20 protein-coding genes are annotated in these 23,080 nt (G+C 63.8%); 6 read left to right on the top strand and 14 right to left on the bottom strand.

The window, feature by feature from the left end; genetic code table 11:
- Window positions 1–34: 34 nt before the first annotated feature.
- On the bottom strand, window positions 35–835 hold the full coding sequence (gene thiD / locus QA643_RS12225) for a bifunctional hydroxymethylpyrimidine kinase/phosphomethylpyrimidine kinase (protein ID WP_283033408.1): 801 nt from the start codon (window positions 833–835) through the stop codon (window positions 35–37).
- Window positions 836–1,072: 237 nt separating this feature from the next.
- Here thiD and QA643_RS12220 point away from each other — a divergent pair, with 237 nt between their 5' ends.
- Complete coding sequence (locus QA643_RS12220) at window positions 1,073–1,318, top strand: Lrp/AsnC ligand binding domain-containing protein (RefSeq protein WP_029583462.1); 246 nt, start codon at window positions 1,073–1,075, stop codon at window positions 1,316–1,318.
- 61 nt (window positions 1,319–1,379) lie between these two features.
- Window positions 1,380–2,456: an Ldh family oxidoreductase gene (locus QA643_RS12215; RefSeq protein ID WP_283033407.1), complete on the top strand. Its 1,077-nt coding sequence runs from the start codon at window positions 1,380–1,382 to the stop codon at window positions 2,454–2,456.
- A gap of 180 nt (window positions 2,457–2,636) precedes the next feature.
- Here QA643_RS12215 and QA643_RS12210 read toward each other — a convergent pair whose 3' ends face one another.
- Both QA643_RS12210 and QA643_RS12205 read right to left on the bottom strand, forming a co-directional pair.
- Window positions 2,637–3,059 (bottom strand): DUF6665 family protein, encoded by a 423-nt coding sequence (locus QA643_RS12210; protein WP_283033406.1) that lies wholly within the window; start codon window positions 3,057–3,059, stop codon window positions 2,637–2,639.
- A gap of 37 nt (window positions 3,060–3,096) precedes the next feature.
- Window positions 3,097–4,290 carry a LanC-like protein gene (locus QA643_RS12205; RefSeq protein ID WP_283033405.1) on the bottom strand — a complete coding sequence of 398 codons (1,194 nt, stop codon included), beginning with the start codon at window positions 4,288–4,290 and terminating at the stop codon, window positions 3,097–3,099.
- A gap of 402 nt (window positions 4,291–4,692) precedes the next feature.
- Here QA643_RS12205 and QA643_RS12200 point away from each other — a divergent pair, with 402 nt between their 5' ends.
- The gene (locus tag QA643_RS12200; RefSeq protein WP_283033404.1) at window positions 4,693–5,493 is read left to right on the top strand and encodes a J domain-containing protein; all 801 of its coding nucleotides are present in this window, start codon (window positions 4,693–4,695) and stop codon (window positions 5,491–5,493) included.
- A 25-nt stretch (window positions 5,494–5,518) separates the two neighbouring features.
- On the opposite strand, the gene QA643_RS12195 is transcribed toward QA643_RS12200, so the two are convergent.
- Entirely contained in the window at window positions 5,519–6,445 is a 927-nt protein-coding gene (locus QA643_RS12195) for a c-type cytochrome (protein ID WP_283033403.1), read from the bottom strand.
- A 163-nt stretch (window positions 6,446–6,608) separates the two neighbouring features.
- Here QA643_RS12195 and QA643_RS12190 point away from each other — a divergent pair, with 163 nt between their 5' ends.
- Window positions 6,609–7,031, top strand: coding sequence for a CHRD domain-containing protein (locus tag QA643_RS12190; RefSeq protein ID WP_283033402.1), 423 nt, complete (start codon window positions 6,609–6,611; stop codon window positions 7,029–7,031).
- Between the two features lie 170 nt (window positions 7,032–7,201).
- Here the strand turns inward: QA643_RS12190 and QA643_RS12185 are convergent, their stop codons facing one another.
- The 8 genes from QA643_RS12185 to QA643_RS12150 all read right to left on the bottom strand — a co-directional run bounded on the left by QA643_RS12185 (window position 7,202) and on the right by QA643_RS12150 (window position 17,679).
- Complete coding sequence (locus QA643_RS12185; protein WP_283033401.1) at window positions 7,202–7,648, bottom strand: cytochrome c; 447 nt, start codon at window positions 7,646–7,648, stop codon at window positions 7,202–7,204.
- 103 nt (window positions 7,649–7,751) lie between these two features.
- Window positions 7,752–10,061, bottom strand: a complete 2,310-nt coding sequence (locus tag QA643_RS12180; RefSeq protein ID WP_283033400.1) for a xanthine dehydrogenase family protein molybdopterin-binding subunit — start codon at window positions 10,059–10,061, stop codon at window positions 7,752–7,754.
- A gap of 196 nt (window positions 10,062–10,257) precedes the next feature.
- Complete coding sequence (locus tag QA643_RS12175) at window positions 10,258–11,091, bottom strand: outer membrane protein (RefSeq protein WP_283033399.1); 834 nt, start codon at window positions 11,089–11,091, stop codon at window positions 10,258–10,260.
- 164 nt (window positions 11,092–11,255) lie between these two features.
- Complete coding sequence (gene murJ, locus QA643_RS12170; protein WP_283033398.1) at window positions 11,256–12,800, bottom strand: murein biosynthesis integral membrane protein MurJ; 1,545 nt, start codon at window positions 12,798–12,800, stop codon at window positions 11,256–11,258.
- Window positions 12,801–12,917: 117 nt separating this feature from the next.
- The gene (locus QA643_RS12165) at window positions 12,918–14,069 is read right to left on the bottom strand and encodes a DegT/DnrJ/EryC1/StrS family aminotransferase (RefSeq protein ID WP_283033397.1); all 1,152 of its coding nucleotides are present in this window, start codon (window positions 14,067–14,069) and stop codon (window positions 12,918–12,920) included.
- A gap of 30 nt (window positions 14,070–14,099) precedes the next feature.
- Entirely contained in the window at window positions 14,100–15,116 is a 1,017-nt protein-coding gene (locus QA643_RS12160) for a Gfo/Idh/MocA family oxidoreductase (protein ID WP_283033396.1), read from the bottom strand.
- A gap of 153 nt (window positions 15,117–15,269) precedes the next feature.
- Entirely contained in the window at window positions 15,270–16,682 is a 1,413-nt protein-coding gene (locus QA643_RS12155) for a mannose-1-phosphate guanylyltransferase/mannose-6-phosphate isomerase (RefSeq protein WP_283033395.1), read from the bottom strand.
- A 7-nt stretch (window positions 16,683–16,689) separates the two neighbouring features.
- Entirely contained in the window at window positions 16,690–17,679 is a 990-nt protein-coding gene (locus tag QA643_RS12150; RefSeq protein WP_283033394.1) for an NAD-dependent epimerase, read from the bottom strand.
- A 176-nt stretch (window positions 17,680–17,855) separates the two neighbouring features.
- Between QA643_RS12150 and QA643_RS12145 the strand changes: the two genes are divergently transcribed.
- The gene (locus QA643_RS12145) at window positions 17,856–18,815 is read left to right on the top strand and encodes a lysylphosphatidylglycerol synthase transmembrane domain-containing protein (protein WP_283033393.1); all 960 of its coding nucleotides are present in this window, start codon (window positions 17,856–17,858) and stop codon (window positions 18,813–18,815) included.
- Between the two features lie 23 nt (window positions 18,816–18,838).
- Window positions 18,839–19,861, top strand: a complete 1,023-nt coding sequence (locus tag QA643_RS12140; RefSeq protein WP_283033392.1) for a glycosyltransferase family 4 protein — start codon at window positions 18,839–18,841, stop codon at window positions 19,859–19,861.
- Here the strand turns inward: QA643_RS12140 and QA643_RS12135 are convergent.
- Both QA643_RS12135 and QA643_RS12130 read right to left on the bottom strand, forming a co-directional pair.
- Complete coding sequence (locus QA643_RS12135) at window positions 19,858–21,060, bottom strand: glycosyltransferase family 4 protein (protein WP_283033391.1); 1,203 nt, start codon at window positions 21,058–21,060, stop codon at window positions 19,858–19,860. The two genes, QA643_RS12140 and QA643_RS12135, sit on opposite strands and share 4 nt — an antisense overlap.
- A 42-nt stretch (window positions 21,061–21,102) precedes the next feature.
- The gene (locus tag QA643_RS12130; protein WP_283033390.1) at window positions 21,103–23,019 is read right to left on the bottom strand and encodes an SDR family NAD(P)-dependent oxidoreductase; all 1,917 of its coding nucleotides are present in this window, start codon (window positions 23,017–23,019) and stop codon (window positions 21,103–21,105) included.
- Window positions 23,020–23,080 lie beyond the last annotated feature (61 nt).

Here is a 23,080-nt window from a genome sequence, read left to right as displayed (position 1 = left end):
CGTCCCCGCAAAGGCGGCGATGCGGGAACAGGTTTCAGTAGAACTTGTGAAAATGATGGACCGGACCGTGCCCGTGCCCGACGCTGAAGCGGTCTGCGGCGGCGATGGCGGCGGTGAGCCAGGCCTTGGCATTGCGCACGGCGCTCTCCATGCCCTCGCCCTTGGCGAGCCCTGCGGCAATCGCCGAGGACAATGAGCAGCCGGTGCCATGGGTGTTCTTGGTCGCGATACGTTTCGCGGCCAACGCGATTGTGCCGCTGGAAGTGCAGAGATAGTCGGTGCTTTCAGGGCTCTCGCCATGACCGCCCTTGATCAGCACGGCGGCGCATCCCAAGACGAGCAGCCGCTGGCCCTGACTTGCAATCGCAGCCGCGTCCTGCGCCATCGGCTCGTCGAGCAAGGCGGCGGCTTCCGGCAGGTTCGGCGTGATCACCGAGGCCAATGGGATCAGCCTGGTTCGCAGCGCATCGACCGCCTCCGCGGCGAGCAGACGGTCGCCCGAGGTTGCAACCATGACGGGATCAAGCACGACGTGTTTCGGCGCCCACCGCTTGAGGCCCGCCGCGATGGCATCGATGACAGGCGGATGCGCCACCATACCGATCTTGACAGCGCCGATGGCCAGATCGGAAAACACCGCATCGATCTGCGCGGTGACGAATTCGGCAGGTACCTGGTGGATGCCGCTGACGCCTTGCGTGTTCTGCGCGGTCAGCGCCGTAATCACGGAGGCGCCGTAGACGCCGAGTGCGGCAAACGACTTCAGATCCGCCTGAATGCCGGCGCCGCCTGAAGAATCGGAGCCCGCGATGGTCAGTGCAATCGGCGTTGTCATTAAAGTCTCGTGGAATGCTTGCCCCTCATGGTGAGGAGCGCGAAGCGCATCTCGAACCATGAGGCCCCGTCGGTGGCCTGCATCCTTCGAGACGCCCGCGCCGCGGGCTCCTCAGGATGAGGTTTTAAGCAGGTCTGGTCCGGTAGAAGTAACGCGCCCTCCCGCCGGCAGCAAGCTGGCTTGCCATTATCGGCGGTTTTTGGCCTATTGGGGTCAACCTATTCGGAGACGACAGCGATGGTTCCCTTCTTCGTCCAGTTCAAATGCAAGCTCGGCCAGTCCTACGCCGTCGCCAATGCGCTTGCGGAGGCTGAGATCGCCTCGGAGATCTACTCCACCGCCGGCGACTATGATCTTCTGGTCAAGTTCTACGTCGATAACGACACCGATATCGGCCATTTCGTCAACGAGAAGGTGCAGGTGATTCCGGGCATCCAGGACACCCACACCATCATCACCTTCAAGGCCTTCGGCACCGGCTAACAGCGGCGGCCTCACCTGCCCTGACTTATCCGGCGCGCGGCCATGCGCGCGCCCTCATGGAGTGCCCGCCCTGTCCGACATCTCTGTCACCTTTGACCGGCTGAAAGGCTTCATTCAGCGGGCGCTCACCGCGGTCGGCTTACCAGAGGCCGACGCCGCAACCGTCGCGGCCCTGATGGCGCAGGCCGACCTGCAGGGTTCGGACGGGCACGGCGTCAGCCGGCTGCCGCAATATATCAGGCGGATCAAGGCCGGCGGCTTCAACGTCCGGCCGAACATCCACATCGTGCACGAGCATGCCAGCACGGCCGTGCTGAACGGCGACAACGGCATGGGGCACCTCGTCATGAAGCGCGCCGCCGAGATGGCGGTCGAAAAGGCGCGCACGACCGGCATCGGCTGGGTCAACGCGCAGTTCAGCAACCACGCCGGTCCCGCCTCGCTCTACGCCATGATGCCGCTCGCCCGCGACATGATCGGGCTCTATTTCGCGGTCGGCAACGCCAATCATCTGCCGCCCTGGGGCGGCCTCGACATGCTGCTGTCGACCAACCCGATCGCGGCGGCGATCCCGGCCGGCGAGGAACGGCCTGTTGTCCTCGACATGGCGACGACGGTCGCGGCCTACGGCAAGGTCAAGACCAAGGCGCTGCGCGGCGAGACCATGCCGGAGGGCTGGATGATCGATCGCGAGGGCAAGCCGCTGACCGATCCGAAACGCGCCGACGAAGGCATGCTGCTCCCGCTCGGCGGCATGGAGGCCGGCTACAAGGGCTATGGGCTCGCCATGATCATCGGCCTGCTCGCCGGCACGCTCGGCGGCGCCGCGATGGGGCGCGACGTGATCGACTTCAACCACGACAACGATAGCGTCACCAACACCGGACAGGCGATCGCCGCGATCAACGTCGCCGCCTTCGGCGACGTCGCGACCTTCAAGCGAAGCGTCGATGCGCTGGTGCGCGATTTCCGCGGCAGCCAGCGCATCCCCGGCGTCGAACGGATCTGGGTGCCCGGCGAGCGCAGCCACGAAACGCGCCTCAAGCGGACCAGCTCAGGTATTCCCGTCGCGCCGGCGCTGCTCCGCGGGCTGGACCAGGTCGCCGATGAGCTCGGAATATCGCGGCTCGTCGATTAAAGCATGACGAGATCGAATCCGGCCTGATGCTCCGTCGGCCGCCCAAAACAAAATATCGAAAACAACCCCATGCACAGTAGCCGGCAAGGACCGGCAGCCAGGTGATCGACTGAACCTGATCTCATCGTTGGCGTCGAATTCGTTGGCGTCGAATTCGGTGGCCCCCGCGAAAAGCCGCTTTCAGAACATTGGCGGCAGCGCTGCCTCAGCCCCTTTGGTCTTCGCCGGATGGCCGCTCGGCCTCGCCAGTGGCCCCATGCGCGCAACCACCTCGTCCGGTACCCGATAGACCTTTATCACGTGATCGATCTTGTTCAGGCCGCAGGCTTCGCGTTGCACGACGAAGAGCCACAGCGCATATCCCGCCTGCTCGACCAGACTATCCCAGATGTTTCGATCGGAAGTGGTCGTCCGCGGGCATGCGGCGAGTGCCGCCAGCGCGGCCTCCAGCCGCCGCCCAAGCCGCCCGAGCGCCGACACCCGCTCCTCGGCGATTTCGTATTCCAGCGTTGCGTATCCGGCACGAAGTAAATCCAACGCCATATGGACGCGCTCCGAAAGTTGGCCTGCCGTTAATCTATTGCCCGGCAGGAAGTCATTCAAGACAAAGCCCCAACGCTGATGTGTCGTCGCATTCGGATCAGAATACGTCGATGGTCGGGAAACGAGGCTCCGCGGTGATGCAGTCCCACAGGTAGATTGCAAGGCCGACGTCGCCGGTCCAAAGCGAATACCGTCCGCGGCCAACGGCCATCTGCGCGCCGCGATGCTGGACGATGGCCGTCATCGCGAATTGGCGTGCGCGGTCGAGCCAGATCCGATCCTTGGTGCGGCGATAGAGCTTGAGGAATGCGTAGCCGTTTCCGCCCGTGCCGTGACAAAGGTTGGAGCCCTTGGTCAGCGGTCCGGCGGTCCAGGTGAAGCGACCAGCATCCAACAAGAGCGCGTCAAATTCGGAGGTAGCGAATGGCGCATCTGCAAAGACCGTCACCATGCCCGGCGCACCGTGACAGTGCTGACACATCCTTGGCGGCATCTCGCGCTTGCTTCTCGCGCCCCACGTGGTCCCAACTTCAGACCGCCACGCATTCGCGGCGAGCGTCTTCGGCACAAACTCGGCCACCTCTGCCTGCTGCGCCGATGTCAACCAATCCCACCCGCGCAATAGCGGGATGACATTGCCGGCAAAACCGTGAACGGGTCCAAGCCAGCGGTCGTTGGCGCCGTAAAGATCCTGTGTCCAGAGTTGACCTTGCGGCGTGTCCCCCAGATCGGCCAGCAGCCGGGCCGCCTGCGCTTCGAACAGGCCCCGCCAGCGCGCTTCCCCCGTCATCCCGGCCATGTGGATGGCGGCCAGCATGGACCCGGGCATACCCCACATCAGCTCCCGGATCGGCAGCTCCATGTTTGCTTCTGCGCGCCGATGAACCAGATCAGCCAGGATCGGCCTGGGCGCCAGGCGCATGGCGACAAGGGCCGTACCCATGTCGCCGAAGAGCAGCGAGCCGTGCTTCGCGTAACCGGTAGGCGAACGACTTTCGAAAGCAGCGATCGTCCGCTCCAGAAGCTTTGGCAGCACGGGGCGAAAGTCTTCGGTAACGCTGATAGCCTCGATGCGATGCAGATAGTCCAGCGCCCAGACAACACCGGCCGCGCCCCAGTAGAGACTGGGATCGCCGTCTGCCACTCCGTCATCACTGGGGTGCGCCGGCCAGAACGTGTCCGGATCGAAATGGGCGACGGCATCGGCCGCAATCTCCTCGATTGCAGTGCGGACAGCGAGCTCATTCCAGGTGTCGTGTGCAAGCGCGCGATGACGACCGAGGACAATCATGCCTGAGGCGCTCCTGGGCGCGATCCATCTGGTTTTTCAGACAAGGTAAAAGGATCGCACGATTGAAAACAACGGTTCGATATCGGCGGAAGCCTCATCGCCGTCGGCGAAGACCGGGGGTGCGCCTCCCAAGGTCTTGCTCACCGCCATTCAGACGGACGGGTCGTTCAAGGGGATCGCCCGTTTGTGATGGAACTCGGGACTGGAACCTTCCGCGGGGGCCTGCTAGGCTAGGCCGAATAGCTTCGCGGCATCATATGGTTAACGGCGATCCCTGTTGGCTTGCTTTTGCCACAAGGGGATCATTCTACCGCCTTGAAGTTTTTCATTAGATTAAGTGTCGTCAATCGGAGGCTCCGCGGCGGGGGACCTCTGAGGGGGAAATAGTCGCGAGTACCACCAATGGGGACGCTGTACGATCTGCTCGGAGCGCTTCCGAGCGATGACGCCGAGGGACTTCGGACGGCCTTCCGCAAGGCCGCCAAGGCCACGCATCCCGATATGAATCCCGACAATCCTGATGCCGCGGTGCGGTTCAGGGAGTTGGTGCGCGCCTATGACATCCTGATCGATCCCGAGCAGCGCGACACCTATGACGAACTGCTCGCCATTGCGCTGCAGCCCGAAACGGTGCCGGCGACCCGCACCTACGAGACCATGCGCAAGGTCGCGTCCAACACCATGGCAGCCTCGCTGATCCTGGCGGTACTGGTCGGCGGCTACACCCTGTTCGGGCTGTTTTCCAAGCCACCCGTTGCGGCAGAGATGCCTGACGGCGCGCTCGAGGTCGCCTCGCTGCAAACCGATTCCGCCCGGGACGAAGAAGGGCTGAGCCAGCGCGATAAGGACGTCTTGACGACCGGAACAGCCACCATGGCTGCCGTTCCCCTGGCGAAGGAAACCATCGCGGCGCCGATCGGACGCTTCGAGCCGGTCGCGCCCTTCGCCACCTACAATCTGGGCGTACAGTATTATCCGCGCTTCACCGCCGCCTATTTCGATGGCGGCTTCGTGATGTACCGCACTGGGGATTTCAACCGCCCGCTCACCGACATCACCTCGGTCAAGCGCCCCGCGGAATTGAGGCGGACCAAGAACGCGACGCCGAACGTTACGCCGCCGCCTGTGCCACGCAAACCGTTGACGATCGTGCCCTCGCTGCCGGAACGGCGGGAGCCGATGACGGCGGCCTTGACGCCGTAAGAAGCGCTCCCCCGGCCCCGAGATCTCAGCCTTCCTTGGCCTTCTTCGGCCGCGGCGGTCCTTCGACCGCCGGCAGCGATTTCACATACTCAGCGATAGCCGCGCGATCTTCGGCCGACAATTGCGAGGTGTTCTTGATCACCCGCACCATGGATCCGCCCGCGGTGTCGCCGTCAGGCGTCTGCCCGGTCTCGAGGAAGTAAGCGATATCGTTTGCGCTCCAGTCGCCCAGCCGCTTCTGGGTGATGTTGGGCACCCAGCCCTCGCCCTCCGGATTGGGTCCACCGGCAAAGCGCTGCGCCTCGACAATGCCGCCGAGAAAATTGCGCGGGCTGTGGCACTCGGCGCAATGGCCGAGACCGTTCACGAGATAGGCGCCGCGATTCCAGGACGCCGAGCGTGAGGCATCCGCCACAACAGGCTTGGCGTCCGTGAACAGAAATTTCCACACGCCGACGTTCCGGCGGATGTTGAATGGAAACGGCACGTCGTGATCGCGCAGCTTGCCGCTCACCGCCGGCAACGTCTTCAGATAGGCAAAGAGATCGCGCACGTCGTCCACGCGCGCATGCTGATACGCCGCATAGGGAAAGGCCGGGAAGTAGTGCGCACCATCAGGCGACGTCCCCTTCAGCACCGCGGTGACGAAGTCCGCCTCGCTCCAGCGGCCGATGCCGTAGGTGGGATCCGATGAGATGTTCGGAACGTAGAACATTCCGAACGGCGAAGGCATGGCGAGCCCGCCGCCGAGCTTCAGGCGGTCGGGCTGGTTGGGGACGGCGTGACAGGAGGAACAGCCTCCGGCGTTGAATGCCGCCTGGCCGTTGGCGAGGTTCGGCGTGCGCGGCGGCAGCGAGGCCGCCGCGACGACCGCCGGGGTTGTCAGCCACCAGAACATGCCAAAGCCGGCGGCGCCGATCAAAACCAAGCCGAGGAGAATCCGTCGCAGCATTCACCGATCCGTTATCAGGTGGTCTCACGATGACAGTATGAACGCGGTTCGCGCCGCAGGCTTGCACGAAATTTTCATGCGGAGCCGGCGTTTCGGGAATAAATTCGGAGAGTTGTTGTTTCGAGGCTGACACGGAAGTTTGATGTCAACAGGGAGAAACACCATGTCCAACAAGACCATGCTTGTCACGCTTGCATTGGGGGCAACGATCGCTTTTGCCGGAACTGCGTTGGCCGACAAGATGAAGGCGACGCTTGACGGCAATTCCCAGGTGCCGCCCAACACCAGCGCCGGCAAGGGCACCGCCGACATCGACTACGATGCGGCCAGCAAGAAGCTGAGCTGGAAGCTGAACTATTCCGGCCTGTCCGGCCCCGCCACCGCTGCGCATTTCCACGGCCCTGCCGAAGCCGGCAAGAATGCCGGCGTCGCGGTCGCCATTCCCAACGCGACGTCGAGCCCGGTCGAGGGCAGCGCGACATTGACCGACGCGCAGGCTGCCGACCTCGTGGCCGGCAAGTACTACATCAACATTCACACCGCGGCCAATCCGGGCGGCGAAATCCGCGGCCAGGTAACCAAGTAAGCCAACCAGGTAAGTGCGTCGGCTGACGATCGAAAAAAATGGGCGGACGCTTCGCGGCATCCGCCCCTTTTTGAGGCCAGAGCGTGATCCGAAAAAATGTGTATCGGTTTTCCCTCGCGACAAACGCGGAACGCGTTTGCGCGGAGGTCATGCTCAAAGTTGGAATGCGATCAGCCCTTCTTGATCCGGTATGTCTCGTGGCAGCCACCGCACTGCTTACCGATGACAGGCAGTTCCGCCTTTAGCGTGTCGAGATTCTTGATCTTGCTTTTGGCATCATCGACGACCTTGGCAAAGCTTTGAGTTTTGGACTCGAAGCCGGCCTTGTCTTCCCAGATTTTCGGCGAGGGATCGTAATCACCCTCCAGCTTAAGACCTTTCATGCTCGCGGGGAACAGCGTCGGAAGGTTCTTGGCGGTGTCTTCGAACTGGGCCAGCGCGGCATTGACAGTCGACTGGTCGTAGGGCTTTTCGCCCTTGACCATCGCCGACAACGCGGCTGCGTTCTTGCCATTGTCCTTCATCATGCCCTGGGTCCGCTTGACCTGATCCTGCTGCGCAACGACCGCACCGGCACTGAATGCAAGCACAGCTGCGACGACGACGATCCGATTCATTGGCTAAATTCCCTTCAATTCCGGTTTGTACCGGCCCCAAGATGGTGCGACCGACTGTTTGCAAACACCGCAGGCGGAGTTCCATTCCGCCTGCGACAAAATATCAGAGATTATGCCGTTTCTGCGCCTCGCGGATCGCGATCCAGACCCGCTCTGCGGTAGCCGGCATATCGATGTGGTCGATCTGGTACTCGCGCCACAACCCCTCAATGATCGCATTGACCACCGCGGGACAGGAGCCGATCGCGCCCGCCTCGCCCGCGCCCTTGACGCCGAGTGGATTGGTCGTGCACGGCACGTTGTGCGTCTCGAAATGGAATGACGGGCCGTCGGATGCCCGCGGCACCGCGTAGTCCATGAAGGTGCCGGTGACGAGCTGGCCGTCGGTTGCGCTATAGACCGCCTGCTCCATCAACGCCTGACCGATACCCTGCATCGCGCCGCCATGCACCTGCCCGGCGAGCAGCAGTGGATTGAGAGTCACGCCGAAATCGTCGACGATAACGTAGTTGACGATCTTGATGATGCCGGTTGTCGGATCGATCTCGACTTCCGCAAGATGCGTGCCGTTCGGATAGGTGCCGTCGGCCTGTGCGAAGGTGGCGCTCGCATTCAGTTTCGACGGATCGACGCCCGGACGTTTCGCGAGGTCGGCGAAGCTGATCGAACGATCGGTGCCGGCAATGCGCACGACGCCGTTGGAGATCTCGAGGTCGCCGGCGCTGGTCTCCAGCGCTTCGGCCGCGATCTCCTTCAGCTTGTTGCCGAGCTCGCGCGTGGCCCGCTCAACGCTGACGCCGCCGGTCGGGATCGACGCCGAGCCGCCGGTGCCAAGACCGGTCGCGATCTTGTCGGTGTCGCCCTGCAGGACATGAACGCGCTCCGGCGGCACGCCGAACTGCTCGGCGACCAGCTGCGCGTAGGCGGTCTGGTGGCCCTGCCCGCTCGATTGCGTGCCGATCAGGATGTTGATGTCGCCATTGGGATCGAGCGCGACATTGGCCGTCTCCTCACCCATGGTGCCGCAGACCTCGACATAGCTGGACATGCCGATGCCGCGCACCAAGCCCGCTTTCTTCGCTGCCTTGGCGCGCTTGGGAAACTCTCTCCAGTTCGCGACTTCCATCGCGCGCTTCATATGCGCGGTGAAGTCGCCGGAATCGTAGATCTTGCCGGTCGCGGTCTTGTAGGGCATTGCCTTCGGCGGGATGAAGTTCTTGCGCCTGATCGCATCCGGCGTCATGCCGAGTTTGCGTGCGGCCGCATCGACCAGGCGTTCGACCACATAGGCCGCTTCTGGGCGGCCGGCGCCGCGATAGGCGTCGACCGGCACGGTGTTGGTAAACACGGTGCGGACGCGGCAGTGGAAGGCCTGGATGTCATATAGGCCGGGCAGCATGCCGGCGCCGCCATGCGGAATATAAGGCCCGAAGGTCGAGAGATAGGCGCCCATGTCGCCCATCAGGTCGACGTCCATGCCTAGAAACTTGCCGTCCTCGGCGAGCGCCATCTTTGCGGTCGTGACGTTGTCGCGGCCCTGCGCGTCGCCCATGAAGTGATCGGAGCGGTCTGCGGTCCACTTGATGGTCTTGCGCAGCTTCTTCGCGGCGACCGAAATCAGCGCGTATTCGCGATAGGGAAACAGCTTCGTACCGAAGCCGCCGCCGACGTCGGGGCAGATCACCCGCATCTTTTCCATCGGGATCTTCAGCACCATGCCGCACAAGATCTCGCGCAGGCGATGGCTGCCCTGGCTGCCGATGGTCAGCGTCAGATGGTCGCGCTTGGCATCGTATTCAGCGACCGCGGCGCGTGTCTCCATGAAGTTGGTAATGACGCGCGGGTTGACGATCGTGATTTCGGCGACCGCATGCGCCTTGGCAAAGGCGGCTTCCGCCGCGTTCTTGTCGCCGATCGACACGTCGAACAATACATTGCCGGGCTTGTCGGGCCACACAAGCGGCGCGCCCTGCTTGACGGCATTGGCGAGACCGACCACCGCCGGCAGCGGCGTCCATTTGACGTCGATCGCCTCGATCGCGTCGCGCGCCTGATCGATCGAATCGGCGACCACGAAGGCCACGGCGTCGCCGACATGGCGAACCTCGTCCTTGGCGAGGATCGGGTATGGCGGACCGGTGAAGGGATCGGTCTCCAGGTTGAACAGGCACGGCAGGTCGCCGAGATCGGCGACTTCGGCCGCGGTCAGGATCAACGCCACGCCCGGCATGCCGCGGGCCTTGGTGACGTTGATGGTGAACTTCGCATGGGCATGCGGCGAGCGCAGCATCAGCGCGTGCAACGCCGGCGCCGGCGAGTGGTCATCGGTATAGCGGCCCTTGCCGCGGATGAGCGCGTCGTCTTCCTTGCGAAGAACGCTTTGACCGACGCCGAATTTGATGGGAGCTGCCATCGTATCTCCAATTCCCGGTTCTAGAGCGGGCGCCATATTGCAGTGGTTGCCCGCCCAGCGCAAACCGCTTTCGGCAAATTAGCCATTGCGCCTAGGCAACCGAATCGCCGCGGAGCGCAATGCTTTTCGCGCTTGCACAAAAAAAGCCCCGGACGGTGCCGGGGCTTTGATTTTTCGGAAGGAGATAACGTCGAAATCAATACTTCGCGATCACCGGGCCGCCGAATTTGTAGTTCACACCGACGCGCACGATGTTGTCGGTGATACGCGAGCTGTAGTTGTAGCTGAGCACGCCGCCGCCAAGCGCCGGAATCGTTGTCAGGAACGTCCCGGACGTCCTACCAAGATCCATGTAGAGATATTCGAGCTTGGCGGTCCAGTTGCCACCGATCGCACCTTCGACGCCGGCACCGACGGTGTAGCCGACCCGGGTATCGTGAGCATTAAATCCGAAGGCGCCCGCACCGATCACGGCTGAGGTGTTGACCTCGCCATAGGCAAGACCGCCAGTGGCATAGAACAGCACTTGCGGGGTTGCGAGCACACCCACACGGCCACGAACCGTGCCGAACCATTCAAGCTTCTGGTCAAGCGCAACCGGAACGGCCGGTCCCGGGAAAACGGCAATTACGCCGAAGGGCGGCGTGCAGACGCCGGTGGGGCAGAGATAATCGCGGCGACCCTTTTGGTCGGAGCCCTGAATATCGGCCTCAAGACCCCATACCCAATTCTGGACCTGCCAATTATAGCCAATCTGACCGCCGCCGATCACGCCATCCATGTTGGCGCCAGCGCCGGTGGTGAAGAGCACGGCGCCCGCGCCATTGGTCAGCGTCGAGGTGTCGCTCGATCGTCCCCAGCTGTAGCCGACGTTGCCGCCGATGTAGAAGCCCGTCCAATCATAGATCGGCGCCATAACGGGCGCCTTGGTGTAGGGACGCGCGGCAAGATCGGCCGCAGATGCCGCGGAAGCCACAACCATCGCTGCGAGAGCGGAAGCAGCAATCGTCTTAAAAATCGAAACGCGCATGGAAGCCTCTAAAAAAAGTGGTTGAATCTGGTTCCCACTCTAGCGTTACGTGAAACTTGCATCATGCTGGAATCGGCTGGGGCCAGCACTTTTCGGGAATTTGTTGCAAAAATACCCGAATAGGGCCACAAACGGACGCAATTCAAAATAACGTTTGTATGCAATTACTTGGCGGACTGCCGTCGGTCACGCAGCAGCGTAAATAGCCATCCCCGCCCAAACAGCAGGAGAATTGCCACCCCATACACGAAGGCGCCAGCCACGATCAGCAGCAGCAGCGCGGTCTCATCGCGAAAGGCATGCATCGGTGCGAAATAGAAGCTGGCGAATTGGGCGGTGCCCCACAGCCCGGCGGCGAGCACCACCCCCGCCGCGGCAAATTTGACAAGCGACATCATCCACGCGCGGTCGAGTTCGAGGTAGCCTGCGCGCACCGCGAAGGCGAGCACCAAGAGCAGATTGACCCAGGCCCCGATGGCGGTGGCCAGCGCCAAGCCGATCTGCGCCAGCGGGCCCATCAAGGCGACCTTGAGCGCCACGTTGACGGCAACGCCGGTCAGTGCCGCCTTGACCGGCGTCGCGGTGTCCTGGCGGGCATAGAAGGTCGCCACCGCGCTGCGGATCGTCACGAACGGTACGAGCCCGATCGCGTAAGCGGCCAATGTGGCGCCTGCAGCCGCCGCGTCGGCCTTCGAGAACGCGCCGCGCGCAAACATCGCGCGCATGATGACGTCAGGGACGGTCAGGAACGCGGCGACGAACGGCACCGAAAACAACAGCGAGAATTCGAACGCCCGCCGCTGCGCGGCCGATGCACCGGCGATATCGTTCGCGGTGAGACGCCGCGACATCTCCGGCAGCAGCACGGTGCCGATCGCGATCCCGATCACGCCGATCGGGAGTTGATTGAGACGATCGGCATAGTACAGCGCAGAAAGCGCGCCGGCCGGCAAAAAGGTCGCGATGATGGTGTCGGCGAACAACGCGATCTGCGTTCCCATCGAGCCGATGGTCGCAGGGCCCAGCGCCCGGAAAAACGCGCGCACGTCCTCGTCGAACTTGATGGCGGCAAATTTCGGCAGGATGCCGGTCCTGGCGGCATCGCCGGCCAGCAGCAGGAACTCGAGGATGCCGGCGAGCAGGACGCCCCATGCCGCGGCGTAGCCCGCGCCGGGAAAGAATGCGGCCAGCGCCAGCGTCGCCATCATCGACAGATTGAGAAAGATCGGCGCCGCGGCGGCGCTGGCGAAGCGGTGCATCACGTTGAGCATGCCGCCATACAGCGTCACCAGCGTGATCAATAGCAGATACGGAAACGTGATCCGCGTCAGCGATATCGCAAGCTCGCCGCGCGCCGGGTCGTCCTTGAAGCCCGGCGCGAGAATGCCGATCACCTCCGGCATGAACCACCAGGCGAGGACGAGCAGGACGAGCTGAACGGCAAACAGCAGGGTGAAGACGCGGTCGGCAAACAGCCTTGCCGACGCCTCGCTCTGGCCGTGCACATGCGCATAGGCCGGCACGAAGGCGGCATTGAAGGCGCCTTCGGCGAAGATCGCGCGAAAATGATTGGGCAGCCGCAGCGCCACGAAGAACGCGTCCGCCACTGGACCGGCGCCGAGAATCGCCGCGAGCATGATGTCGCGTGCAAATCCGGTCAGCCGCGAAAGCAGCGTGTATCCGCCGACGGTGAAGATGCGCCCAAGCATGCGCCGCTTCTAGCGCATATTCGCTGCGCGGGGAAATCAGCCCGCGCGCAGCCTAGCCATGATGTTGACCGAATCCGGAAAGGGCCCCTCGCATTCGCGCAGCCCTTCCGATCGCGATCACGCCTGAAGCGCGCCGCGCACCGCCGCGATGATCCGCTCCTGCGTCGCCTCGTCGAGATAGGCGTGAATCGGCAGGCTGATGACGTCGGCGGACAGGCTCTCGCACACCGGCAGTCCGCCATCCGCGACCGGGAATTCGCGATAGGCGGTCTGCTGATGCATCGATTTCGGGTAATAGATCGCGGTCGGAATCCCCTGCGCCTTCAGGTCGGCCGCGAAGCGGTCGCGGTCCGTACCCTTGGGCAGGCGGATGGTGTAACACGCCCAGATCGAATCGCGGCCGCTGGCGACACGCGGCACCGTCACGACATTGCCGAGGCCGCGCGCATAGCGCTCCGCGACTTTATTGCGCGCCACGATCTCGTCCTCGAAGATCTTTAGCTTCTCGATCAGGATCGCGGCCTGCACGGTGTCGAGCCGCGCGGTGAGGCCGATACGGACATTGTCGTATTTGTCCGAGCCCTGCCCGTGGACACGGATGCTGCGCAGCCTCTCGGCCAACGCATCGTCGTCGGTGAAGATCGCGCCGCCGTCGCCGAAGCAGCCGAGCGGCTTGGCTGGAAAGAAGCTGGTGGTGGTGGCGAGGCCAAAGGTGCCGAGCCGGCGGCCCTTGTAACTGGCGCCAAAACTCTGCGCGGCGTCGTTGAGCACGAACAGGCCCTCGGCCTCCGCGATCGCATCGATCGCGTCGTGGTCGGCCGGCTGTCCGAACAGGTCAACCGGAATGATGGCGCGCGGCTTCAGGCCGCGCTGCCGCGCCGTCGCAATGCCGCGCTTGAGCGAAGCGGCATCGATGTTGAAGGTCGCCTCGTCGACGTCGACGAAGACGGGCGTGGCACCGGTCAGCACCACCACTTCGCCGGTGGCGCAAAAGGTGAAGGAGGGGCACAGCACGGCATCGCCGGGTCCGATGCCTTTCGCCATCAGCACCATCAGCAGCGCGTCGGTGCCGCTGGCGCAGCTCACGACATGCTTGGCGCCGCAGAATTTTGCCAGCGCAGCTTCCAGCTCCGTGACCTCTGGTCCGTTGATGAACTGGCAGTGATCGAACACGCGGGCAACGGCGTGGTCGACCGACTTGCCGAGCCGGCGACGTTGCGCGGCGATATCGGTAAAGGGAATGGGTTCTTGGCGCATGTGCTGGTTCATGGAGCCTTGCTCGGTTCTTTCAAGAAAAATTCAGCCGACGACGCGGCGCGGTCCCTTGCGCGCGGCGGAGGCCGCGGGCTTGGCGGGCTGCTCGAGGCAGCGGATCGCGATTTCGAGGCTGGCGACGCCCTCATCGCCCGAGACCGCCGGCAGGCTGCCGGAACGGACGGCATCGAGGAACGCGATCAGCTCGGCGCGCAGCGGCTCGTCATGGCCGACCGGCAGATGGCGCATCGAGTAGCTGCCGTCGGGCTTGAAGCCGAAGCATTCGGTCACCTGGCGCGTCAACAGATCGCCCATCACATATTTGCCGCGCGTCGCAACCGTGACGCTGCGCGCCTTGAACGGCGTCAGCCAGTTGGTGTTGATGTGGGCGAGGACGCCGGAGGCGGTGCGGAACTGCAATAGCGCGATGTCCTCGCGCTCGGCGACCGCGCTGGAGAGCTGCGGCTGCACCTCGACGATATCGGACTCGGTGAACCAGCGGATCAGGTCGATGTCGTGCACGGCCAGATCGATCACGACGCCGACATTGGACATTCGCGGCGGAAACGGCCCGACGCGGGTGATGCCGATCGAAAGAATGTCCTCGCCGGAGATCGCCTGCTTGATCGCGGCGACGGCCGGGTTGAAGCGCTCGACATGGCCGACCATCAGCGTCACGCCGGCGCTGCGCGCGGCGTTGACGATGTCCCGCCCCTCCTCGACCGTCGAAGCAACGGGCTTCTCGACCAGGATGTGGATGTTGCGCGTGATGCAGGCGAGCGCGATCTCGTGATGCAGATGGGTCGGCGCCGCGATGGTGATGGCGTCGACGCCCTCGTCGAACAGCTCGTCGAGATCGGTGAAAGCGCGGCAACCGGCCAGCGCAGTGGCGCGTGCGCGGTGCTCCGGCAACGGATCGACAATGCCGACCAGCGTCACCCCGGGCAGGCCGGCCAGCACGCGGGCATGGTTGCTGCCCATCACGCCGGCGCCGACGACGCCGACGCGAAGCGCGCGTTTCGCATCGACCTTCGCGTCAGATGCGGACTCTTTGGAACTCATGATGTGTCGACCCCAAGCAGATTCTGCGCCGGAACTTTCCCCGGCGGTTCTCTAGCATGCCGGTCACAGACGTGGCGAACGCGATCGGCAGTTTTCGGACACGTTTTGATTCAAACGGTTACAACTGCCAAGCCGGTAGAACTACGGCTCCGCTCAACTGCGCCGATAGTCGTCCTCGATGCGGATGATGTCGTCCTCGCCGAAATAGCTGCCGGTCTGGACCTCGATCAATTCGAGCTGGATCTTGCCGGGATTCTCCAGCCGGTGCACCGCGCCGATCGGGATGTAGATCGATTCGTTCTCGTGCACGGTCTTGACCAGTTCATTGACCGTCACCTGCGCGGTGCCGCGCACCACGATCCAGTGCTCGGCGCGGTGGTGGTGCTTCTGCAGCGACAGCCGCCCACCCGGCTTGACGATGATGCGCTTGACCTGGTGGCGGTCGCCATTGTCGACCGACTGATACGAGCCCCAGGGCCGGTGCACCTTGATGTGATCTTCGGTCACCTGCGGCGCGACCGTCTTCAGTTTCGCGACCAGCCGCTTCAGACCGTTGGCATCCTTTTGCCGCGAGACCAGCACGGCATCCTGGGTTGCGACCACCACGAGATCGTCGACGCCTTCGAGCGCGACCAGCGCGCGGTCGGTCGCGACGTTACAGTTGCGGGAGTCCTCGAACACGGCGGCGCCGCGCGCCGCGTTGCCTTCGCCGTCCTTGGCGGACAATTCCCACACCGCGTGCCAGGAGCCGACATCGGACCAGCCGCACGCAACCGGCACGACGGCGGCGCGCGACGTCTTTTCCATCACCGCATAGTCGATCGAGATCGCCTTCGCCGATCCGAACGCGGCCTCGTCGAGCTTGACGAAGCCGAGGTCGGTACCAGCCTTGGCGACCGCGTCGGTGACGGCCGCGACGCTGTCCGCATCGACGTTGCGATACTCGTCCAACAGCACGGCGGCGCGGAACATGAAGTTGCCGCTATTCCAGAGATAGCCCGACTTGACGTAATCAGCCGCAGTCGCCGGGTCGGGTTTCTCGACGAATTTTGCGACCGCACGAACCTGGCCGGAAATCACCTCGCCGGGATTGATGTAGCCATATTCGGTGGCGGCGCGTTCGGGCTGCACGCCGAATGTCACGATGTGGCCCGCTTCCGCCGCAGCCAGCCCCTCGCGGCAGGCGGCAAGGAAGGCGGGCGTGTCGCGAACCACATGATCGGCGGCGAGCGCCAGCACGATCGCATCCTTGTCGCGGCCTTCCGCAAACGCGGCACCGGCCGCGATCGCCGGGCCGGAATCGCGCCGCATCGGCTCCAGCAGCACGTCGGCCTCGAGCCCGATCTCTGCGAGTTGTTCGAGCACCATGAAACGATAGGCATTGTTGGTGATGATGACGGGCCGCTCGAACAGCGTCGCATCCGAAACCCGCAGCAGCGTGTCCTGGAACGTCGAACGCGCCCCGAACAGCGAGATGAACTGCTTGGGATGAACCTCGCGCGAGGCCGGCCACAGCCGCGTTCCGGCACCGCCGCACATGATCAGGGGAATAATTCGTCGGTTCATCGGCGCCTCAAATCCTGTGGTAGTCGCGATACCAGGCGACAAACTCGCGGAGCCCGTCCTCGATCGAGGTCTGCGGCCTAAAGCCGGTGTCGCGCATCAGTTCGGTTACATCGGCGAAGGTCTCAGTCACGTCTCCGGGCTGCATCGGCAACATTTCCGTGACCGCCGTGCGGCCGAGCTCCCGCTCCAGAACCGCTACCACATGGGTCAGCTCTTCCGGATGATTATTGCCGATATTGTAAACTTTCGCTGGCGGTCCGGCGCCCTCGCCGCCGTCGCGTGGGGGCAGGTCAACCAGTTGCACGACCGCTTGGGCCGCATCTCCGATATAGGTAAAATCGCGCCGCATCCGGCCATGGTTAAACAGCCTGATCGGCGTGCCCTCCACGATCGCCTTGGTAAAGATGAAATACGCCATATCGGGCCGGCCCCAGGGGCCATAGATGGTAAAGAACCGCAGGCCCGTCAGCGGAAGCCGGTAGAGGTGGCTATAGGAATGCGCGATCAGCTCATTGGCCTTCTTGGTCGCGGCATAGAGGCTGATCGGATGATCGGTCCTATCGTCCACCGAGAATGGCTGCTTGGTATTGGCGCCATAGACCGACGACGACGAGGCATAGACCAGATGGCCGCATCCATGGTGCCGGCATCCCTCCAGCACGTTGACGAAGCCGGCGAGATTGGCGTCGACATAGGCATGCGGATGGTCGATCGAATAGCGCACGCCGGCCTGCGCCGCCAGATGCACCACCCGCGCGAAACGGTGTTTGGCGAACAGGCGTTCCACGGACGGTCGATCGGCGAGATCGATCTGCTCGAACGCGAAACCCTGCTTCCCGCACAAAATATCCAGCCGCGCGCGTTTCAGCGCCGGATCGTAATAAGAGTTGAGACTGTCGAGCCCGATCACGGCGCGGCCTTCGGCCAACAGCCGGCGAGCGACATGAAAGCCGATGAAACCCGCCGCTCCCGTGACCAATATTGCCTGATCCGACATCATATTCCTGAACGTGGTACCGGTGCGTCCCTTCCGGCTTCGCCTCTTTACCCGCGTTGTCGAGGTGCCCGCAACACTTAGCAGCCCTGCTATTGCCAGAACGGCTCGAAAACCATACCAAGGCGCCGAATTGCATCGCTTTTTGTACCCTCCTCCCCAAACCCGGCACGGGCGAGATGCGCCAAATCCTGCTTTCGGCATTGAAGATCTTGGTCTCGGCGGCGCTGCTGTATTTCTCGCTGCGCAAGGTCGATCTGGCCGCTCTTGCTGCCCGCATCGACGTGTCCAGTCTTGGCTGGATCGGCCTCGCGATCGCCGTCACGTTCCTGCAGATATTCATCGGCGTGCTGCGATGGCGCGAGATCAGCGCCGAATGCGGCGCGCCGCTGCCGACCCGGCAGGCCATGCGCTTCAATGTGATCGGAACCTTCTTCAACCAGACGCTGCCGTCCTCGATCGGCGGTGACGCGGTCAGGCTGTGGCTGGTCGCGCGCAACGGCGCCGGCTGGCGCGCCGCCACCTATTCCATCTTCGTCGACCGCGCCATCGGCCTGATCGCGCTTGCGGTCGTCATCGTCGCGAGCCTGCCCTGGAGCTATCGCCTGATCACCGATCCCAATGGCAGGTCGGCGCTGCTACTGGTCGATTTCGCCGCGCTCGCCGGCGGCCTCGGCTTTCTGCTGCTCGGTCGGCTCAAATGGCCGTGGCTGAAGCACTGGTGGGGCACCCACCACATCCACGCCTGCTCCGTGATCGCCAACCGCGTGCTGTTCGGCCGCGTGCACGGCCCGAAGGTCGCGGTGCTCTCGCTATTGGTGCATGTGCTCGCGGTCGTCATCGCCTGGTGCGTGGTGCAGTCGATCGCCGCCCCCGTAATGTTCGGCCAGATCTTCCAGCTCGTTCCGCCGGTCATGCTGATCACCATGCTGCCGATCTCGATCGCCGGCTGGGGCGTCCGCGAGGCCACCATGGGGCTGGCGTTCGGCTATGCCGGGCTGATGGCCAATGAGGGCGTCAACATCTCGCTGCTCTATGGCGCAGTGTCCTTTATCGTCGGCTTGGTCGGCGGTGTGGTCTGGATATTGAGCGCCGAAAAGGCCGCGCAAGGTGCGACGCCGATCGAGGTTCCCAAGTAATCTTCGAGTAACGCGCGGATAGAATGGCCAATTCGCAATCACTGCTGTCGCTTGCCGCCGCAGTATCGGCGGCGCTGTTGTCGGGTGTGCTGACATGGGGGCTCCGCCCGCTGCTATTGCGGATAGCGCTGGCCAAGCCGAACGCACGCTCTTCCCATCGGGTGCCGACGCCGCAGGGCGCGGGCATCGCGGTGATCGCAGCTACGCTGGTCGCGGCCGCAGCGGTGATCGCCTTTGCCGGCGCGGCAGAAATGAGAATCCCCCTCGCCGTGTTTGGCGCCACGCTGTTCATCGCGGCCGTCGGCTTTGCCGATGACATCCATTCCATCCCGATCGCGCCGCGGCTGTCGCTGCAGGGCGCGGCGGTCGCCGCGGTGATCCTTGCCGCACCGGATAATCTCAGGCTCGTCGCCGCCTGCCCGTTCTGGCTCGAACGCGGATTGCTGTTTCTCGCGGGCCTGTGGTTCGTGAACCTCGTCAACTTCATGGACGGGCTCGACCTGATGACGGTCGCCGAGATCGTACCGGTCACCGGCGCGCTGGTTCTGCTCGGCTGGCTTGGCGAGCTGCCGGCATCGACGACGGTCGCTGCCGCGGCGCTGTTCGGAGCGATGCTCGGCTTCGCGCCTTTCAACAAGCCGATGGCGAGGATATTTCTCGGCGACGTCGGCAGCCTGCCGATCGGCCTGCTCGTCGGCTGGTGCCTGCTGCAGCTCGCCTGGCACCAGCAGGTCACCGCCGCGCTGTTGTTGCCGTTGTATTATCTCGCCGACGCCACCGTCACGCTGCTTCGGCGCATCGCCAGACGCGAGCCGTTCTGGGAGGGGCATCGCAGCCATTTCTACCAGCGCGCCACCGAAAACGGATTTTCGGTATCGCGCGTCGTAAGCGAGGTGTTCGCGCTCAACGTCGTGCTCGCCGCACTGGCCATCGGCGCGGCCATGACCTCGTCGGCGACATTCGCGGTCCTGCTGTTCGTCATCGGCGCCGCCGCGACCGCCTTCCTGATGCACCGCTTTTCGCGTGCGCGGCCATCCCTCGGTTAATCCGACTTCTTCTGCGCAAGCTCGCGGATCAGATCAGAGTAGCCGGCCATGGCCGCATTGAAATCGAAGCGCCTGGATATCTCGGTCGCGCGTTCGGCCCTTCCCGGGTCTTGCGACGTCGCGGCGCGGCGCACTGTCTCGGCCAGCTGATCCGGCCTGCCCGGCGTCACGATCCAGCCGACATCGTGTTCGGTTACTGTCAACGCCGCTTCGGCATCCGCTTCGGAGACCAGAATCACCGGACGACCGATCGCTAGCAGATTATAGAACCGGCTCGGCACAGATACGCCGGCGACGTTCTTGCGGTACGGGATGATCCAGACGTTGGCAGCCGACAAAAACGTTTCCAGTTGCTCGTCCTCGACGCGATCGACCAATGTAACGTTGGGAAGCTTCGCTTCGGCCTGCATGCCCTTCAACTGCTCGAAGCCTACGCCCCAGCCCGATAGCAGAAAGTGGATATCGCTGCTGCCGCACAACAGACGTGCCGCCTCGAACACAATGACGGGATCGTGGGTAAAGCCGAGATTGCCGGATAGCCCGACCACATAACGGGCGGCAAGCGAGCTGCGATATGGATTGTCCGGCGCGATGAGGCGAACGCCGGGTGCAAGCGTCGCCCAGTTCGGGATAAACCGGATCTTGTCGCGGTTCATCCCGCGGTAGCGCAGCAGTAGCCTTTCAGTGTCGCGTCCGATGATGACGACAGCGTCAAGCGCGCGAAACATCGGTCCGTTCAGCGCGTGCATGGCCTTCGCCAGCCACGAGCCCGGCTCCAGGAGGCCCGCCATGACGAGCACGTCGGGATAGAGATCATGCATGATCAGCACCGATCGCGCGCCCTTCAGCTTCGCAGCAAGAGCGAAGGCGTAAGGCAGCATGAAGGGGGCCGGAACGGTGAGCGTGACGTCGCCGCGCCGCAGCCGCGCCAGCATCGCAACGAACGTCCGCGCCGTGAACAGCAGCTCGGCCAGCGCGCGCTTGAGCAGCACGGCCTTGCCGGGCATCCAGTTTCTGATCTCGACGATTCCAGGCTTGCCGGCGGATGGCGCGGCGGCGGAGCCTGCCGTGCCCGACAGCACCAGAACATCGGCCTCGTGCGCGATGCGCTCCGAAATCGCCGCCATAATCGCGGCCGTCGTGCTCGGATCGGGCGGATAGTGCTGGCTGACGACGACGACCCTGCCGGATTTCTGCATGATGGCTTTCGAGGCGGCTCCGCTGCCCGCGGAGGAACAAGATCAGGCGGCGTGCGATCCGAATTCAGGCACGGCGTCCTTGAGCACGGCGCCGATGGTGGAACGGTCGTCCAGCGCAATCGCCTCTTCCAGCGCCGCGAGCCATTTGCGCAATGTCTGCATCGGCGGCTCGTTCGGCTTGGCCGCCATGATGCCGGGGACACCGATCTCCTTCGGCGGCTCTTCGCTCGCGAACAGGATTTCGTTCAACCGCTCGCCGGGCCGTATCCCGGTGAACACGATTTGGATGTCGATGCCGGGCTCGAGGCCGGACAGGCGGATCATGCGTTCGGCCATCTCCACGATCTTGACCGGCTGCCCCATGTTGAGCACATAGACCGAGACATCGGGCCGCGCCGGCGTCAGCGCATGCGTCGCCGCCGTCAGCACGAGGTCGCAGGCTTCGCGGATCGTCATGAAGTAGCGCACCATGTCCGGATGCGTCACGGTCAAGGGACCGCCAGCCTCGATCTGCGCCTTGAACTTCGGCACCACCGATCCGTTCGAGGCCAGCACATTGCCGAATCGCACCGAGATCAGGCGCATATGCGGCCTGCCGGCCGATTGCACCATCAAGTCGTGGTCGAGCGCCTGGCAATACATTTCGGCAAAACGCTTGGTGAGGCCGAGCATCGAGACCGGCTCGATCGCCTTGTCGGTGGAGATCATCACCATGGCTTCGGCGCCCGCCGCCCGCGCGGCATCGGCGACGTTGACGGAGCCGAAGATGTTGGTCTTGACGCCTTCGCTCCAGTCGCGTTCGAGGATTGGCACGTGCTTCAGCGCCGCGGCATGGAACACGATGTCGGGCTTAAACTCCTTCATCAGGTTCATGATCCGCTCGCGATCGCGGATATCGGCAATGCGCCCCTCGATCGTGGCGCCGGTGGCATGCTCCGTCAGCCTCTCCGTGATGGCGTAAAGCGCCGGCTCCGAGTGCTCGATCACGAGTAGACGGGCGGCTCCGAAGGTCGTGACCCGGTCGCAAATCTCCGATCCGATCGAGCCGCCGCCGCCGGTGACGATCACCGCCTTGCCTTTCACCAGCGCTTCAAGCCGCGCGTAGTCGATCTTGTGACTCGGCCGCAGCAGCAGGTCTTCGACGGCAACGTTGGTCAGCCGCGGGACATCGCCGCTTTCGAGCGACGGCAGGCGGTTGACCAAAAGGCCGAGCCGCTTGGCCCGTATCAGCACCGCCTCGGGATGGGCCTCGGGCTCGAACGCCGACGGCGTCATGACGACCCGCGAGATCGGCTTTCCGCGTCCGGCATAATCGCGGACCACGTCCTCGAGGTCATCGAGCCCGCCGAGCACCGGAACATTCCGTATCGACTGCCCGCGGTCCGCGGCCGACGGCGACAACACGCCGACCGGCCAAAGCTGCTTGACCGCCCCACTCTCGATCGCGCGTAGCAATACTTCCGCATCGGCGGCACGGCCGATCAAGAGCGTGACGGACGCGCCATCAGTCTGGGCATGACGTCGAATCCGGGTGTAGCGGAAATAACGGTAGCCGAAGCGGAGTGCGCTCAGCGTGAACACCTGGAGGAACCAGTAGAGAACGATGGTGATCCGGCCGAACAACACCGGCGACTTGCCATTCGCTGCCGCGAAAATGAAGGCGTAGTCCAGCACGATCAGCGCTACCGCCAGCACGGTCGCGACCCGCAATATATTCAGCGCATCGGGAAGCGAGATAAAGCGCCATTTTGTCGTCGTCAGGTTGAAGACGTAACAGATCACCACGCTGAAGGCGACGAACAGCGGCAGGATGCGCAAGAGCAGCGGGAGGCGGGCATAGAATGAGTCGCCGCCATCGAACCTCAGGTAGAAACTCGCGAGCAGCGCGACGGCCGTCGCCAGCGCATCATGCGCGGCAATCAGGTAGTTGCGACGGGTCAGTTGCGAAACAGGCGTCATTCGAATGGCCGGCCGCGGAAACGAGGAAGATTCGCGAAGCGTAGCTCGACCGCTGATATCT

Origin of the sequence: Bradyrhizobium sp. CB3481, assembly GCF_029714305.1 — a bacterium.
Classification (GTDB): Bacteria; Pseudomonadota; Alphaproteobacteria; order Rhizobiales; family Xanthobacteraceae; genus Bradyrhizobium.
This window is presented reverse-complemented; position numbering and strand designations above follow the sequence as displayed.